The 14915-nt window shown below is 64.1% G+C and carries 15 protein-coding genes; 9 read left to right on the forward strand and 6 right to left on the reverse strand.

The window, feature by feature from the left end; genetic code table 11:
• The first annotated feature begins 89 nt into the window (after positions 1 to 89).
• Entirely contained in the window at positions 90 to 785 is a 696-nt protein-coding gene (locus ACFSQT_RS10025; protein ID WP_379018157.1) for an LssY C-terminal domain-containing protein, read from the forward strand.
• Positions 786 to 811: 26 nt separating this feature from the next.
• Here ACFSQT_RS10025 and ACFSQT_RS10030 read toward each other — a convergent pair whose 3' ends face one another.
• The gene (locus ACFSQT_RS10030; RefSeq protein WP_379018158.1) at positions 812 to 1834 is read right to left on the reverse strand and encodes a zinc-dependent alcohol dehydrogenase family protein; all 1023 of its coding nucleotides are present in this window, start codon (positions 1832 to 1834) and stop codon (positions 812 to 814) included.
• Between the two features lie 127 nt (positions 1835 to 1961).
• On the opposite strand from ACFSQT_RS10030, the gene ACFSQT_RS10035 reads away from it, so the two are divergent.
• Positions 1962 to 2876 carry a LysR family transcriptional regulator gene (locus ACFSQT_RS10035; RefSeq protein WP_379018159.1) on the forward strand — a complete coding sequence of 305 codons (915 nt, stop codon included), beginning with the start codon at positions 1962 to 1964 and terminating at the stop codon, positions 2874 to 2876.
• A gap of 174 nt (positions 2877 to 3050) precedes the next feature.
• Entirely contained in the window at positions 3051 to 4361 is a 1311-nt protein-coding gene (locus tag ACFSQT_RS10040; RefSeq protein WP_379018160.1) for a hemolysin family protein, read from the forward strand.
• Positions 4362 to 4510: 149 nt separating this feature from the next.
• Here the strand turns inward: ACFSQT_RS10040 and ACFSQT_RS10045 are convergent, their stop codons facing one another.
• Positions 4511 to 4765 (reverse strand): DUF1127 domain-containing protein, encoded by a 255-nt coding sequence (locus ACFSQT_RS10045; protein ID WP_379018161.1) that lies wholly within the window; start codon positions 4763 to 4765, stop codon positions 4511 to 4513.
• A gap of 136 nt (positions 4766 to 4901) precedes the next feature.
• Between ACFSQT_RS10045 and ACFSQT_RS10050 the strand changes: the two genes are divergently transcribed.
• A complete protein-coding gene (locus tag ACFSQT_RS10050) occupies positions 4902 to 6422 on the forward strand; it encodes a winged helix-turn-helix domain-containing tetratricopeptide repeat protein (RefSeq protein WP_379018213.1) in 1521 nt (506 codons plus the stop codon).
• 171 nt (positions 6423 to 6593) lie between these two features.
• Here the strand turns inward: ACFSQT_RS10050 and ACFSQT_RS10055 are convergent, their stop codons facing one another.
• The gene (locus ACFSQT_RS10055) at positions 6594 to 7574 is read right to left on the reverse strand and encodes a quinone oxidoreductase family protein (protein ID WP_379018162.1); all 981 of its coding nucleotides are present in this window, start codon (positions 7572 to 7574) and stop codon (positions 6594 to 6596) included.
• 97 nt (positions 7575 to 7671) lie between these two features.
• On the opposite strand from ACFSQT_RS10055, the gene ACFSQT_RS10060 reads away from it, so the two are divergent.
• A complete protein-coding gene (locus tag ACFSQT_RS10060) occupies positions 7672 to 8085 on the forward strand; it encodes a winged helix-turn-helix transcriptional regulator (RefSeq protein ID WP_379018163.1) in 414 nt (137 codons plus the stop codon).
• A gap of 57 nt (positions 8086 to 8142) precedes the next feature.
• On the opposite strand, the gene ACFSQT_RS10065 is transcribed toward ACFSQT_RS10060, so the two are convergent.
• On the reverse strand, positions 8143 to 8748 hold the full coding sequence (locus ACFSQT_RS10065; RefSeq protein ID WP_379018164.1) for an NADPH-dependent FMN reductase: 606 nt from the start codon (positions 8746 to 8748) through the stop codon (positions 8143 to 8145).
• 90 nt (positions 8749 to 8838) lie between these two features.
• Here ACFSQT_RS10065 and ACFSQT_RS10070 point away from each other — a divergent pair, with 90 nt between their 5' ends.
• Positions 8839 to 9207, forward strand: coding sequence for a winged helix-turn-helix transcriptional regulator (locus ACFSQT_RS10070; RefSeq protein WP_379018165.1), 369 nt, complete (start codon positions 8839 to 8841; stop codon positions 9205 to 9207).
• A 276-nt stretch (positions 9208 to 9483) separates the two neighbouring features.
• On the opposite strand, the gene ACFSQT_RS10075 is transcribed toward ACFSQT_RS10070, so the two are convergent.
• Both ACFSQT_RS10075 and ACFSQT_RS10080 read right to left on the reverse strand, forming a co-directional pair.
• Positions 9484 to 9879, reverse strand: coding sequence for an acyl-CoA thioesterase (locus tag ACFSQT_RS10075; protein ID WP_256754348.1), 396 nt, complete (start codon positions 9877 to 9879; stop codon positions 9484 to 9486).
• A 144-nt stretch (positions 9880 to 10023) separates the two neighbouring features.
• Positions 10024 to 10965 carry a phosphoribosylaminoimidazolesuccinocarboxamide synthase gene (locus tag ACFSQT_RS10080; protein WP_379018166.1) on the reverse strand — a complete coding sequence of 314 codons (942 nt, stop codon included), beginning with the start codon at positions 10963 to 10965 and terminating at the stop codon, positions 10024 to 10026.
• Between the two features lie 203 nt (positions 10966 to 11168).
• Here ACFSQT_RS10080 and ACFSQT_RS10085 point away from each other — a divergent pair, with 203 nt between their 5' ends.
• The 3 genes from ACFSQT_RS10085 to ACFSQT_RS10095 are packed head-to-tail and all read left to right on the forward strand — an operon-like array spanning position 11169 to position 14910.
• The gene (locus ACFSQT_RS10085; RefSeq protein WP_379018167.1) at positions 11169 to 12785 is read left to right on the forward strand and encodes a GMC family oxidoreductase; all 1617 of its coding nucleotides are present in this window, start codon (positions 11169 to 11171) and stop codon (positions 12783 to 12785) included.
• Positions 12782 to 13996, forward strand: a complete 1215-nt coding sequence (locus tag ACFSQT_RS10090) for a mandelate racemase/muconate lactonizing enzyme family protein (protein ID WP_379018168.1) — start codon at positions 12782 to 12784, stop codon at positions 13994 to 13996. Before ACFSQT_RS10085 ends, ACFSQT_RS10090 begins: the two co-directional genes overlap by 4 nt.
• The gene (locus tag ACFSQT_RS10095) at positions 13993 to 14910 is read left to right on the forward strand and encodes an NAD(P)-dependent oxidoreductase (RefSeq protein WP_379018169.1); all 918 of its coding nucleotides are present in this window, start codon (positions 13993 to 13995) and stop codon (positions 14908 to 14910) included. Before ACFSQT_RS10090 ends, ACFSQT_RS10095 begins: the two co-directional genes overlap by 4 nt.
• The last annotated feature ends 5 nt before the right edge of the window (positions 14911 to 14915 follow it).

Consider the following 14915-nt stretch of genomic DNA (forward strand, 5'->3'; position numbering starts at 1 on the left):
GCGGGCCATAGGCCGAGCTCTCACATTGGCCATACCGACACCGCCATGATGCAATCTGCTTAGACCCTGACGACGACAGGCGGCGGCAAATGAGCCCGCGAGGTTTTCGGCGACGCATTGCAATCTGGGTGGCGGCCTTCCTGGCCGCCTATCTGGCGCTCGCTTACTTCGCCGCGCCTGAATTCTGGACATTCCGCGATCGCGGCTTTCGCAGCCAGCGCTTCGAGATGGTGACGCACACGCCGCAAGGCATTCCCGGCGACCCTATCAATGTCGGCCTGGTCGGCACGCAGAAGGAAGTGGTCCATGCCTTCGCCGTCGCCGGCTGGGACACCGCCGACGCCGTGACCTTGAAGACCGCGATCGAGATCGGTGAAAGCGTGCTCTTCGACCATCCCTATCCCGACGCGCCGGTCAGCCGGCTGCTGTTCGACGGCCGTGCCCAGGATCTCGCCTTCGAAAAACCGGTGGGAGCCAGCGCCGACCGGCGCCATCATGTCCGCTTCTGGCAGACCGGCGCGACCGGCGATGACGGCCGGCCGCTGTGGCTGGGCTCGGCCAGTTTCGATCGCGGCGTGGGGCTGAGCCACGACACCGGCGCCATTACGCATCACATCGGCCCCGACATCGATTTTCTGATGCGCGATCTGGCCACCGCCGGCACGCTGATCTCGACCAGCGACATTGCGGGCGTCGGCGCCACCAGCAGCGGGCGCAATGGCGGCGGCGATCCCTATTTCACCGACGGCGAGGCAGTCGTCGGCGTGTTGAAGCAACTGCCGTGACACGCAACGGTCAGGACACGCAACGGTCAGGTTGTGGTGACCACGATCTTGCCGAACGGCCCTTTCTCCAGATGCTGCAAGGCCTGCGGCACCTCATCGAAACCGAAGACCTTGCCGACGACCGGCTTGATATTCAGTGCCTCGATCGCCTGGTTCATCCGCTCGAAGGCACGGCGGTGCCCGACCGATACCCCCTGCACGACGATGCGGTTGCGCATGAACGGTATGATCGGAAAACTGAGTTCCGTGGCGCCCAGCAAGCCGATGATCGACAGCCGGCCGTCGGCGGCGAGCGCGTTGAGCGATCGCCGCGCATTGTCGCCGCCGACCATTTCCAGCACATGATTGACGCCCAGGCCATTTGTCAGTTCACGCGCCACCTCGTCCCATGCCGGCTGAGTGCGATAATTGATCCCTTGCCAGGCGCCGAGTTCCTTTGCTCGCTCGAGCTTCTCGTCGCTGCTTGAGGTGACGATGGCGCGCAGGCCGAACGCGGTGGCGAACTGCAGCGCAAACAGCGAGACGCCACCGGTGCCCTGTATGAGAAGGGTCTGGCCTGCCACCGGCCTGGTTGCTTCGGTCAAAGCGAACCAGGCGGTCAGCGCCGCGATCGGCAACGTCGCGGCCTCGATATCGCTGAGCGACGGCGGCGCCAGCACCGCGGCGTCCTCGCCGAAAATGACGTGGTCGGAAAGCGTGCCCGGCAGTGACGAGCCCAGCGTGTGCTTATGCAGCACCGGTGGCGCGTCACCATCCGGCCAATCGGCGATCACCTGGCCGAGCACACGCTGCCCGACCCGAAAGCGGGTGACCGCGTCGCCGACAGCCACCACCTCGCCCACCGCGTCGGATGTCGGCACGAACGGAAAGATCAGGTCGGGGATCAACACGCCGTCGACGATCATCTTGTCCTTGTAGTTGAGGGATACCGCCCTCGTCCGCACCAGAAGGTCGTGTGGCCCTGGCTCGGGAACCATGCCTTGCGCCTGGCTTAGCCTGGACAGGCCAAAGCCGCTCATCTGCCAGGATCTGTTGATTTGGCTGCACATGTCGTCTCGCGCTCCGTGGGTGATGGTCACGCGAGACATCTATGCATCTCAGACTATGGAAAATAGTGCTTCTATGTGGCATATTCGGCAACAGATTGAAGAGTTTAATTCGACAATTGGAACCACCATGGAAACGATCGACCTGCAAGGCATCGTCGCGTTTGTTCAGGCTGTGGAGGCCGGCAGCTTCACCAGCGCCGGCGAGCGGCTGCATGTGACGAAATCGGCTGTCGGCAAGTCGATCGCTCAATTGGAACAACGGCTAGGCGTCCGCTTGCTCAACCGCACCACGCGCAGCCTCAACCCGACCAGCGAAGGCATCAGCTACTATGAGGCCTGTGTCAGGGCGCTGGGCGAGATCGAAGCCGCGCAATCATTGCTCGCCTCGCGCCGGCAGACCCCGTCCGGCCGGCTCAGGATCGACGTGCCGCTCGCCTTCGGCCGCCGCTGCGTTGCACCCGTGCTGTTCGAGATTTCCAGGAGATTCCCGGATCTGATGATGGAAATCTCCTTCAACGACCGCCGCGTCGACCTGATCGAGGAAGGCATCGACCTCGCCATCCGCATGGGCGATCTCGACGACAGCCTGTCGCTCGCAGCCAGACGCATCTATGCCCAGCGCTCGGCCATCTGCGCGGCTCCCGCCTATCTCGCCAGGCATGGCCGGCCGCGATCGGTTGAGGATCTCGCCAATCACAGCGTCATCGGCTACGGACGCGAGGGGGTCGTCCGTCCCTGGATCATTAGGCATGCCGACGGCCATCTCGCGACATTCGTGCCCAAGGCGCGGCTTGTGCTGGGCCATGGCGAGCCGATGCTGGATGCCGCCCTTGCCGGCTGCGGCGTCACCTTCCTGCCGACCTGGCTGGCCGCCGATGGCCTCAAATGCGGCGATCTCGAAATGGTGCTGTCGGACTGTCTGGTCGAGAACATCGTCGTGCATGCCGTCTGGCCGGTGACGCGCGCCCTCACGCCGAAAGTGCGTGTCGTCGTCGACGCCTTGGTCGAGCATTTTTCGGCGCCGGCTTGGGATGCTGCCTGAACGACGCAACTGTCATTTTCTAAAATGGCCCAATGCATGTCGCCCAAAAGTGGTCCTAGTTTTGGAACCACGACATGCATCAGCACAAAGACTTAAAGCGGTGCGCGTGAATCCGTCACGCGCGAAGCGCTTTAAGTATTTTCGAAGACCGCACCGCAATGCTATTGACAGCTGATGCTATACGTCGAAATCGCTATCGTGGTCGTCCTCATCTGCGTGAACGGCCTTTTGTCGATGTCCGAACTCGCCATCGTCTCGTCGCGCCCGGCGCGGCTGAAAACCATGATCGACCGCGGCATCAATGGCGCCGGCCGCGCCCTTGAGCTCGGCTCCAACCCCGGCAAGTTCCTGTCCTCGGTGCAGATCGGCATCACCTTGGTCGGCGTTCTCTCGGGCGCGTTTTCCGGCGCCACGCTCGGCGAACGGCTGGCTCAATTCCTGGCCTCGACCGGCATCCGCGAAAACGTCGCCGATCCGCTCGGCGTCGGCATCGTCGTTGCCATCATCACCTATTTCTCGCTGATCGTCGGCGAGCTCGTGCCCAAGCAGATCGCTCTGCGCGATCCCGAGCGCGTTGCCGCGCGCGCGGCGCCGGCGATGACCATCCTCGCCACCGTCTCGGCCCCTCTGGTCTTCCTGCTCGACATTTCCGGCCGCGCCATATTGTGGCTGCTCGGCCAGCGCGGCGAAAGCGAGGAGAAGGTCACCGACGAGGAGATCAAGATGCTGGTCGCCGAGGCCGAGCATCACGGCACCATCGAATCCGACGAACGCCGCATGATCGCCGGCGTCATGCGGCTTGGCGACCGCGCCGTACGCGCGGTGATGACGCCGCGTACCGAGGTCGACTGGATCAATTTGCAATCCGACGAGAGCACCATCCGCAAGCTTTTGATGGAGACCCAGCATTCGCGCCTGCCAGCGGGCGACGGCGGCGTCGACGTCATGGTCGGCGTCGTCCAGACCCGCGACGTGCTCGCCGCACTGCTTGCCGGACGGGTGCTCGACCCGCGCAGGCATGTGCGCGCCGCCCCCATCGTCTATGACCAGGCCGACGCGCTGGATGTGCTGCAGAAGCTCAAGGAATCCGACGTGCCGATGGCGCTGGTGCATGACGAATACGGCCATTTCGAAGGCATCGTCACCCCGGCCGATATCCTCGAGGCCATCACCGGCGTCTTCCGGGCGGATACCGACGCCGGCGACGAGGAGAATGCGGTCAAGCGCGAGGACGGCTCATGGCTGCTCGCCGGCTACATGCAGGCCGACGAGATGGCCGATATTCTTGGCTTCGACCTGCCGGAAAACCGCGACTACGAGACCGTCGCCGGCTACGTGCTGGCGCATATGCACCATCTGCCGGCGACCGGCGAATGCGTCGACGCCCAGGGCTGGCGCTTCGAAGTGGTCGATCTCGACGGCCGCCGCATCGACAAGCTCATCGCCACCCGCCTGCCCGGGGGCCACAGAGAGGCGGTGCGCTGACAGTTCGAAATGTCGACTTACGAACCCAATGCGGTCGCCAGCAACGGCGGTCCGGGTGGAAGCAGGCGCGGCCGCACCCCTCTCGAACTGGGATATCTGCCACCGCGGCACGCGAAAACCGGCGATCCCGTGTCATTGCGGCATTCGCCTTATCGTTGCCAGAAGGGCTTGGCGATCTCTTCCTCGACCTGTCGTTTCGTCAGGCCGATATCGTCGATCAAATGCGGATTGTCCTTCGACATTTGCTCGAGTTGCCAGCGAAAGCGTATCCGCTCGCGCCATGTCCGCTCGCGCCAGGCCGCGATAATGCTTCGCAGGGGCGCCAGGTGCCGACGCGACACCTGCCCCGCGGGCGTTCCCGGCCGCGCTGCCTGATGCGGGGCCGACGCCAGGATATCGTACATGGTAACCTCCATATGGTTTGAGGGTCCGAAGGCCCTCGACCTGAAAGAGGTTGAATTCTGCGGGATACGAACAGTGTCGTAATTAAGCTCTCCCAAATAGTTCTCAAAAGTTCCAAACGGGCTATAGATGCGCCGTATGCAGGGATCGCGCTTTGCCTTTGGTCCGTTCGTCCTTGATTCCGGTGCGGGGACGCTGCTTCGGAACGATGTCCCCGTTGCCGTTGGCTACCGCGGGCTGAAGCTGCTTGCGGCGCTTGTCGGACGGCCTGGCGAAATCCTTGGGAAGGCCGAGTTGATGGATGCGGCGTGGCCGGGCATCGCCGTCGAGGAGGGCAACCTCACCGTCCAGATCGCGCAGCTGCGCAAGCTGCTTGGTCCGGCCGGGGATGGCAGTGATGGGGGCGGTGAATGGATATCAACGGTTCCGCGCGTCGGCTACCGCTTCACGGGCTCCGTCGAACAGCTCGGTGACGCGAAGCGAAGACCTTTGCCGCTGCCCGGCAAACCATCGATAGCCGTGCTGCCCTTCGTCAATGTCAGCAACGATCCCGAGCAGGAATCCTTCGCCGACGGGATAACCGAAGACCTGATCACCGACCTGTCGAGGATCTCCGGCCTGTTCGTCATCGCGCGCAACTCGGCCTTTGCCTACAAAGGAAGGGCGATGGACGTGCGCGCGATCGCTGAGGACCTTGGCGTGCGCTACCTGCTGGAAGGCAGCGCAAGACGCGCCGCCGGGCGCGTGCGCATCAACGCCCAGCTGGTCGACGCGGCGAGTGGCGATCATCTATGGGCGGAACGCTTCGATCGCGGCATGGACGATATCTTTGCCGTTCAGGACGAGGTCACCGGCAAGATCGTGGAGGCGTTGCTCGGCCGGCTGCGCGCGCCGCCACCGCGCAACCGGCCCAAAAATCTCGAGGCCTACGATCTCTGCGTGCGGGCGCGCAAGCTGATGGATGATTCGCCGCAGATGGCGCGGGAAGCGCATCTGATGCTCACGCGCGCGGTTTCGCTCGATCCGGAATACGCCGAGCCCTATCGCTGGCTGGCTATGAACCACTGGATGGGATGGGTGCATTCCGGCGGACCAACTGAATCTTCCCGTGGCGTTGCTTTGGAACTGGCGCGCAAAGCCGTGGCGATCGACCCCAACGATGCCGGCTGCCGCTGGGTCCTGGCTTACCTGCTTGCCTATGAGCGCAGCTTCGCCGAGGCGGATGCGGAATTCGCCAAGGCGATCGAACTCGACCCGAACGAAGCCGATGCCTGGGCTGCATTATCCGACATCGCGGTCCTGGCCGGGCGGGTCGAAGAAGGCCTCGAGCACATTCGCAAGGCGTTCCGGCTGAACCCGTTTCCGGCAAGTTGGTACTATCTGACGCTCGGCGCGGCACAATATGCGGCCGGCGAATACGAAGCCGCTGTCGAAACACTGCGCAGGGACGAGACGTATCGCACGAGCTCACGGCGTTTCCTGGCGGCAAGCCTTGCCCAACTTGGCCGGCTCGACGAGGCGCGCGCGGAGGTCGAACTGTTCCTCGTCGGCAACCCGCATTTCACAACCCGCCACTGGGCCACGATGGAGCCGTTCCGCGACGCAGCTGTGCTGGAGCATTTCGTTGACGGCTTCCGCAAGGCCGGTCTTCCGGAGTGACGCGTCTGTGCCAGGACGCCGCGACGAGCAAGCCGCACGCCGAGTTCTGCGCCGCATCAATGCTCTTGCCGGATCTTGATGATCTTACCCGGGCTCTTGAAGGATGACGGGTTTTCCGGCCCGCCATCCAACCTTTGTGCGGCACCCCTCGATGCAGGTTGAACGCAAGACTCAAGGCATCAGCACGACCTTGCCGGTCGAGCGGCGCTCGTCCAGCAGCCGGTGCGCCTCTCCCGCCTGGTCGAGTGGGAAGCGGCCGCCGATCGCAACCTGCAGCCGGCCGCTCGCCGCCAGCTGGAACAGCTCGGACAGGCTGGCTCTCAGCACCTGCGCAGACAGCAGCGGCAGCAGCGCGAAACCTCTCAGCGACTGGTTGCGGCCGATCATCGCTTCCAGATCGGAAGCCGCGAGCCCGTAGCGGCCGAGCGCCGCGAACACCAGCTCGCCGCCAGCTGACAGCGCCTGCAGCGACGCCGCCGTCAGCGCGCCGCCGACCGTGTCGTAGATGATGTCGGCGCCCTCGCCGCCTGTGATGTCGCGGACGCGAGCCGGCCAGTCCGGCTCGGTATAGTCGACGGCGGCATCGGCGCCGAGCGACAAAGCCAGATCGAGCTTGGCCTTGCCGCGGCCGGCCGCGATCACTTGGCTTGCGCCCTTCAGCCTCGCAAGCTGGACAAGCAACGAACCGACGCCGCCCGCTGCCGCCGGCACCAGCACCGATTTGCGGTCCGGCGGGCTTTGCCGCAGCAGGCGAAGGGCAGTAAGGCCCTGCACCATCAAGGCGGTCGCATCCTCGAACGACAGGACGTCCGGCAACGGCACGACGAGGTCAGCGTCGATCGTCACCTGCTCCGCGTAGCCGCCGTGAGGACGTTGCGACACGAACAAAGGCGCCGCCACGCGGGTTCCCAGCAGCGACGCATCCACCCCTTGTCCAACGGCCTCGACGAAGCCCGCCGCCTCGACGCCCGGGATCATCGGCAGCTGCGGCGTCACCGCGTAGCCATCCCTACGCATCAGCACTTCGAAGAAATTGATCCCGGCGGCATGGACGCGGATCAGCACCTCGCCGGCCCGCGGCACCGGCGTCGGCAGGTCGACCACCTCCAGCACGTCCGGGCCGCCGAAACGGCTGAGTTGAATGGCTCTCATGGCAAACTCCGATCGCTATGGCATCGGCCACGGTTTGCCACTATCTGCGGGACCCCGACTACACACTCATTTGTCCCCTGCTGACCAGAAGGTGACCATGGCCAATCTGAGCAAGAAAATGCCCATCAAGAGATTGCCGATGCTGCCGGCGGAACGCGCCCTGAAAGTGATTGCGGGGCGCTGGAAGGCGGTCATTCTCTACCATCTGTTCGATAGGCCCCGGCGGCTTTCGGCACTGAAGGCGATGATGCCCGGCATCACCCAGAAAGTGCTGATCCAGCAGCTTCGCGAAATGGAGGAGCACGGCCTCGTCAGCCGCGAGATCTTCGCCGAAGTGCCCTCGCGCGTCGAATATTCGGCGACCCGCCTCGGCCTCAGCCTCGAGCCGATCCTGCTGGCGCTCTGCCAATGGGGCCAGCACCACGCCGACGAACTGAACGAGATGGATCGTCTCGCCGACTGCATCATCCGGCCACGGCCGGCGCCGGAGGCGCTCGCTTCCCACAATTGAAAAGGGCGGCGCAAGCGCCGCCCCATATCCTTGGGAGGATAATCTCCGGCCTATGACTCAGGCCGCCCTGACCTCTTCGGTGATCGCGTCGGCCTGACGCGCTGCCTTGAGCGCCTTGGCCCACCAGGCAACGTCGTTGACCAGCGCCGTGGCGGCCTGGTTCAGGTGCTCGAGGTCTTCGAGCTTCTTCTCGCCCTGGCGAACTGCGAGGAAATCGCCCCAGGCGATATGGACGGCCGACTTGACCGGCGCCATCTGCAATTCGACCGCATGCATGCGGAGCTGTTCGACGGCGCGGGCGCCGCCGACGCTGCCGTAACCGACGAAGCCGGCCGGCTTCTTGTTCCATTCGTTGGCGGCGTAGTCGATGGCGTTCTTCAGCACGGCCGTCGGGCCATGATTGTATTCGGCGGCGGTGAAGATGAAGCCGTCGAATTCGGCGACCTTCTTCTGCCAGCGCTTGGCCACTTCGTTCTGCGACGGCGCCCAGGCGGAGGATGCGACTTCATCGAAGAACGGCAGCGGGAAGTCACGCAGGTCGACGATCTCAACGTCGATGTCGGCATGCGATTTGGCGATCTTGGCGATCCACTGGGTTGGTATGTCGGCGAAGCGCGCGGCGCGCGTCGAACCGACGATGATGGCGATCTTGGGTTTTGACATGGGGGGCTCTCCTTGCAAGTAAAGCTGGTATCGTTTGGATACCGGCGCTATATGAGATACTGTCAACTCAATGCGCAAGGAGGCACCTTTTTGTTACTGAGGAACCCGCTTAACACCGAAGACTGCCGCGCCGTTTCGGAAATCCTGCAGCGCGTCGGCGACAAATGGACCGTTCTGGTGGTCGGCAAGCTCGGCCAAGGACCGTTGCGTTTCAACGAGTTGCGCACCGCTGTCGGCGGCATCTCGCAGAAGATGCTGACCACCACCTTGCGCGGACTGGAGCGCGACGGCTTCGTCACCCGCACCGTATTCCCGACCATACCGCCGCGCGTCGACTACGAGCTGACCGAACTCGGCCATGAATTGCTGATCCCGGTCAGCGCGCTTGGCGAATGGGCGCGCAAAAACACCACGCGCGTGCGGGCAGCGCGCGAAAAATTCGACGGCATGCACGCCTGAAACCCTTGCATTGCAAGGGTTTTCGCTCCCGGCTGCGCCGACGGCGTTGCATTCCGTTGGCGGCTGATGCTCCGGTTTGGCTCCGGCTTCTTCAGACGGATTCCGCCGGCAGACAAAGCAAAAGCCGCGAAGGCGGTTGCACCACGCGTTCAGCAATCGTTGACTGATTGTCTTCGTTCCGGTCGCAACCGACACAACCGAAAAACACCCCGTGGCGGCGCATCAGCCGCGCGGCGGAGGCATTCACCCTGGCTTGGGCTAAGCCGCCATGCCCGCTCAGCTTTCCGCCGGAACCGCCTTCGGCTTGCCTTCGCCATCCAGCGCCACCATGACGAAATCGGCATGGGTGACCTTCTCCATCAGGTCGGAGAGGTAGCGCTGCGCCCAGGCCTCGACCTTGAGCGTCATCGAGGTGCGGCCGACGCGCTCGACATGGGTGTAGATGCACAGCGTATCGCCGATCTTCATCGGCTTGGCGAACGACATCTCCTTGACCGCCGCCGTCACCACGCGGCCCTTGGCGCGCTCGGCCGCACGGATGCCGCAGGCCAGGTCCATCTGCGCCATCACCCAGCCGCCGAAGATGTCGCCGGCCGCATTGGCGTCCGAAGGCATGGCCAGCGTGCGCAGCGTCAGATCGCCGAGCGGCCGTCCGTCAGCGTAGTGCACCATGGGGAAATCCTTCGAGGTCAATTGCCCTCGATCCCGTAGCGTCAAGGCGCCGACAGGTCAACGCGCCACTGGCCAACGTCGCGCTCTGCGGTTCGGCAATGGTGAAGACTACGTTCGCATCACCAGCGAAGGCCCACGTGGCCGCTAAAAGTAACGCTCGAGGTTCGAGCGAATGCGTTCGAGGACAGTATCCCCGGACAGGTCAGGAGAGAATTCCCTGCCGGTGATCGCCTCATAGGCCTGCGCATAGACCCTGGAGGCCTGCTCGACGATCTCGTCGGGGATGTCGGGAATCGGTTCGCTGTAGGGATCGCACCTTGCCGAGACCCACGACCGGATGAAATCCTTGTCGAAGCTCTCCGGCCGGCTGCCGCTGGCGACGGCCTGTTCGTAACTCTTCGCGATCCAGTACCGGCTGCTGTCCGGCGTGTGGATTTCGTCGGCAAGGATTATGGTCCCGTTCTTGTCGATACCGAATTCGTATTTCGTATCAGCGAGAATGAGGCCGCGTTCGGCGGCGCGCTGCTGGCCGTGGGCGAACAGCTGCAAGGCGTAGTCCGATACGATATCCCACTGCGCCTGCGTGAGAAGGCCCTGGTCAATGATCTCGGCCTTGGACAGAGGCTCGTCATGGCCACCATGCAGGGCCTTGCTCGTCGGCGTGATGATCGGCTCGGCCAGTTTTTCATTGTCGCGCAGGCCGTCCGGCAGTCTCAATCCATACATGTCCCGATCGCCACGACGATACCGGGTCAGGATCGAGGTGCTGGTCGTCCCCGCCAGATAGCCGCGCACGACGATTTCGACGGGCAGGATGTCGAGCCTTGTGCCGACGACGACATTGGGGTCGGGATATTCGAGCACATGGTTCGGGCAGATATCGGCGGTTTCCTCGAACCAGTAGCGCGCCGTCTGGGTCAGGATCTCGCCCTTGAACGGGATCGAGGTCAGGATGATGTCGAAGGCACTGAGACGGTCGGTGGCTATGATGATGCGCCTGCCGTCCGGCAGGTCGTAGTTTTCGCGGACCTTGCCCTTGTAGTAGCCCGGCAACTCGGGAATGAACGCATCCGACAGGGTCCGCATATGATTTCCTGCCTTCCGCAGAGTGGCTGATGCTATCGCATAAGCCGTCGACCCCATGCATATCAAGCGCGATTGTCGGGATTCCCCGCAACTCGACCTGGCACCGCGGTCGCATTTTTCACAACGCATGCCGGAAGGCGCGGCGACGCGGCGGACCCGCCGCGTCTAGGCTGTGGCCAGATTTCCGGAGCCGTCCACCAATCATGCAGACCTATGACTTCATCATCGTCGGCTCCGGCTCCGCCGGCTCGGTCCTGGCGGACAAACTGTCGGCCTCGGGGCGTTTTTCCGTGCTGGTGCTGGAAGCCGGCGGCACCGACCGCCGCTTCTACGTGCAGATGCCGCTCGGCTACGGCAAGACCTTCTTCGATCCGGCGGTCAACTGGAACTACAAGGCCGAGCCGGACCCGGGGCTCGCCGGCAATGCCGACCACTGGCCGCGCGGCAAGCTGCTCGGCGGCTCGAGTTCGATCAACGCCATGGTCTGGATCCGGGGTGCGCGCGAAGATTTCGACGATTGGCGCGCCGCCGGCAATCCCGGCTGGGGTTATGACGAGCTGTTGCCGATCTTCAAGGCGCTCGAGGACAATGAGGCCGGCGCCGACAAATGGCGTGGCACCGGCGGTCCCCTGCACATCAGCGACACGGCCAACGCCGTCCACCCGCTGACAAAGCGCTATCTCACCGCCGGCCAGCAGGCCGGCCTGCCGCTCAATCCGGATTTCAATGGTGCTGCCCAGGAAGGCGTCGGCGTCTACCAGATCTCGACCAAGAACGGCCGCCGCATGTCCGCCGCGCGCGCCTTCCTGCGCCCGGCGATGAAGCGCGGCAATGTCCGCGTCGAGACCGACGCGCTGGCCAGCCGAATCCTGTTCGGAGGCAAACGCGCCGTCGGCATCGAATATCTGCAGAACGGTCAGACGAAGACCGCCTGCGCCGGCCGCGAAATCATTCTCTCTGCCGGCTCGATCAACTCGCCGCAATTGCTGCAGCTGTCCGGCATCGGCCCCTCGGCTTTGCTCAGTGGGCTTGGCATTCCCGTCGTCCACGCCAACGAAAATGTCGGCGCGCATCTGCAGGACCATGTTGGCATCAACTACACCTTCAAGGGCAAGGTGCCGACGCTCAACCAGATCCTGCGCCCCTGGTGGGGCAAGCTGCTGGTCGGCATGCAGTACATACTGACGCGCTCGGGACCGCTGTCGCTGTCGATGAACCATGGCGGCGGTTTCCTCCGAACCGACCCGGCATTCTCGCGCCCCAACATGCAGCTCTATTTCCAGGCCTTCTCGACCGTCATCCCGAAGAGCGGCGAACGGCCGATCCTGACGCCCGACCCATGGCCGGGCTTCTCCATCGGCCTGTCCAACTGCCGCCCCTCGAGCCGCGGCGAGATCATGATCCGCTCCAGCAATCCGCTGGAATATCCAAAGATCACCGCCAACGCCTATTCGACCAATGCCGATGTCGAGGAGATGCTGGCTGCGGTGAAGTTCGTACGCAAGATCGCCTCGATGCCGGCGATGGCCGAAATCACCCAAGAGGAAGTCCTACCCGGCCCGTCGATCCAATCCGACGCCGACCTGATCACGGATTTCAGGAAACGCTCCGGCACCGTCTATCATCCGGTGTCGACCTGCCGCATGGGCCCTGATCCCTCGCGCGCCGTCGTCGATCCGCGCCTGAAGGTGCACGGTATCGAAGGCTTGCGCGTCATCGACGCCTCGATCTTCCCCGACAACATCACCGGCAACACCAATGCAGCCGCGATCATGACCGGCTGGAAGGGCGCCGAACTGGTTCTGGAGGACCAAAAATGAAAATCACCGACGTCAACACCTGGGTTGTCGGCAACCCGCCGCCCGGCATCGGCGGCAAATACTTCATCTTCGTCAAGCTGACCACCGATGGCGGCGTGGTCGGCTATGGCGAGGCCTACAACGCCACCTTCTCCGCCCATGTCACGGCCAAGATGGTCGAGGACATGGCCGAGCGCTATCTGATCGGCCGCGATCCGCACGACATCGAGAACTTCTTCCGCCGCGCCTATTCGTCCGGCTTCACCCAGCGGCCGGATGTGTCCGGCATGGGCTGCTTCTCGGCGCTCGAAATGGCCTGCTGGGACATCATCGGCAAGGAGGCCAACAAGCCGGTCTACAAACTGCTCGGCGGCCAGGTGCACGAGACGCTGCGCTCCTACACCTATCTCTACCCGCACACGGGCAGCGTCCATTCGGAGGACGCGCCGGACGGCAGAAACGTCTACAACGACCCCGAGATGGCGGCGGCCTGCGCACTCGAATATGTCGAGCAGGGTTTCAATGCCGTCAAACTCGACCCGGCCGGCCCCTACACCGCGTTCGACGGCCATCAGCCGCGCCTGCTCGACATCGATGTCTCCACCCGCATGATCAAGGCGATCCGCGAGGCGGTCGGCACCCGCGCCGACATCCTGTTCGGCACCCATGGCCAATTCACCGCCTCCGGCGCGCTGCGCATGGCGCGCGCCATCGAGCCCTACGATCCGCTTTGGTTCGAGGAGCCGGTACCGCCCGACATGCCTGAGGTTATGGCGCAGGTCGCTCGCGGCACGTCGATCCCGATCGCCACCGGCGAGCGGCTGACGACCAAGTTCGAATTCGCCCGCGTCATCGAGAACCGCGCCGCGACCATCCTGCAGCCGGACCTCGGCCGCTCCGGCGGCATCCTTGAAACCAAGAAGATCGCCGCCATGGCCGAGGCCTACCACATCCAGGTCGCGCCGCATTGCTATTGCGGGCCGATCGTCGGCGCCGCCAACATCCAGCTAGCGGTGACGCTGCCGAACTTCCTCATCCTGGAATCGCTGAAGCAGTGGGACGGCTTTCACGCGACGCTGCTGAAGAACAAGATCGAATGGCAGGACGGCAACGTCATTCCCTCGAAAGAGCCGGGCCTTGGCGTCGAGCTCAATGAAGCGGTCTGCGAGGCGCATCCCTATACCGGCAAGGAACTGCATCTGCAGATGATGCAGACGCCGTTGATGCCGTGAGCGAAAGCTACGCCTTCATCGGCCTTGGCCATCTCGGCGGCAACCTTGCCGCCAGTCTGATCCGCAACGGCTTTGCCGTCACCGTCTTCGACCGCAATCCCGCCGCTGTCGAAAGCCTGGTGGCGCTCGGCGCCACCGCTGCGAACAGCCCGGCCGAGGCCGCCGCCAAAGCCGGCAACGCCATCTCTTGCCTGCCCTCGCCGAAGGTCAGCGAAGCGGTGCTGGCTGGCCCCGGCGGCTTGATCGAGGGCCTGCCCGAGGGCGGCACCTGGATCGAGATGTCGACCAACGGCCGCGACGAGATCGTCCGTCTGGCCGCCCTCGCCTCGGCCAAGGGCGTCGAGACATTGGAATGCCCGGTCACCGGCGGCGTGCATCTGGCGGCGGTGGGAAAAATCACCGCGCTGGTCGGCGGTGATGCGGCGCTCTATGCGCGCCACCGTACGGCCATCGAAGCGATGTGCGCCAAGTCGTTCCTGATGGGTCCGGTCGGCTCAGCGGCGGTGATCAAGGTCATCACCAACATGCTCGCCTTCATCCATCTGGTTGCCGCCGGCGAAGCGCTGATGCTGGCCAAGCAAGGCGGGCTCGACCTCGCCCAATCCTACCACGCGATCGTTGCCTCCTCCGGCAACAGCTTCGTCCACGAGACCGAAAGCCAGCTCATCCTCAACGGCTCCTACGACATCGGCTTCACCATGGACCTGGCGCTGAAGGACCTCGGCTTCGCGCTCGCCATGGGCGAGCAATCCGGCGTGCCGCTCGACCTGGCATCGCACGTCAAAGCGATTTTCGAGCAAGGCAAGGCAGCCTATGGCGGCAGCGCCTGGTCCACCCAGATCGTCAAGTTGCTGGAAGATGCCGTCGGCACGGAGCTCCGCGCCCCCGGTTTTCCGGCCAAACTCGAAGGCTGATCCGG

This window comes from Mesorhizobium calcicola (genome assembly GCF_042682105.1).
Taxonomy (GTDB): Bacteria; Pseudomonadota; Alphaproteobacteria; order Rhizobiales; family Rhizobiaceae; genus Mesorhizobium; species Mesorhizobium calcicola.

Bases quoted from the DNA above. Each gene is read 5' to 3' on its own strand.
- ACFSQT_RS10025 (WP_379018157.1), top strand. From the start codon at position 90: ATGAGCCCGCGAGGTTTTCGGCGACGCATTGCAATCTGGGTGGCGGCC.
- ACFSQT_RS10030 (WP_379018158.1), bottom strand. From the start codon at position 1,834: ATGTGCAGCCAAATCAACAGATCCTGGCAGATGAGCGGCTTTGGCCTG.
- ACFSQT_RS10035 (WP_379018159.1), top strand. From the start codon at position 1,962: ATGGAAACGATCGACCTGCAAGGCATCGTCGCGTTTGTTCAGGCTGTG.
- ACFSQT_RS10040 (WP_379018160.1), top strand. From the start codon at position 3,051: ATGCTATACGTCGAAATCGCTATCGTGGTCGTCCTCATCTGCGTGAAC.
- ACFSQT_RS10045 (WP_379018161.1), bottom strand. From the start codon at position 4,765: ATGTACGATATCCTGGCGTCGGCCCCGCATCAGGCAGCGCGGCCGGGA.
- ACFSQT_RS10050 (WP_379018213.1), top strand. From the start codon at position 4,902: ATGCAGGGATCGCGCTTTGCCTTTGGTCCGTTCGTCCTTGATTCCGGT.
- ACFSQT_RS10055 (WP_379018162.1), bottom strand. From the start codon at position 7,574: ATGAGAGCCATTCAACTCAGCCGTTTCGGCGGCCCGGACGTGCTGGAG.
- ACFSQT_RS10060 (WP_379018163.1), top strand. From the start codon at position 7,672: ATGGCCAATCTGAGCAAGAAAATGCCCATCAAGAGATTGCCGATGCTG.
- ACFSQT_RS10065 (WP_379018164.1), bottom strand. From the start codon at position 8,748: ATGTCAAAACCCAAGATCGCCATCATCGTCGGTTCGACGCGCGCCGCG.
- ACFSQT_RS10075 (WP_256754348.1), bottom strand. From the start codon at position 9,879: ATGGTGCACTACGCTGACGGACGGCCGCTCGGCGATCTGACGCTGCGC.
- ACFSQT_RS10080 (WP_379018166.1), bottom strand. From the start codon at position 10,965: ATGCGGACCCTGTCGGATGCGTTCATTCCCGAGTTGCCGGGCTACTAC.
- ACFSQT_RS10085 (WP_379018167.1), top strand. From the start codon at position 11,169: ATGCAGACCTATGACTTCATCATCGTCGGCTCCGGCTCCGCCGGCTCG.
- ACFSQT_RS10090 (WP_379018168.1), top strand. From the start codon at position 12,782: ATGAAAATCACCGACGTCAACACCTGGGTTGTCGGCAACCCGCCGCCC.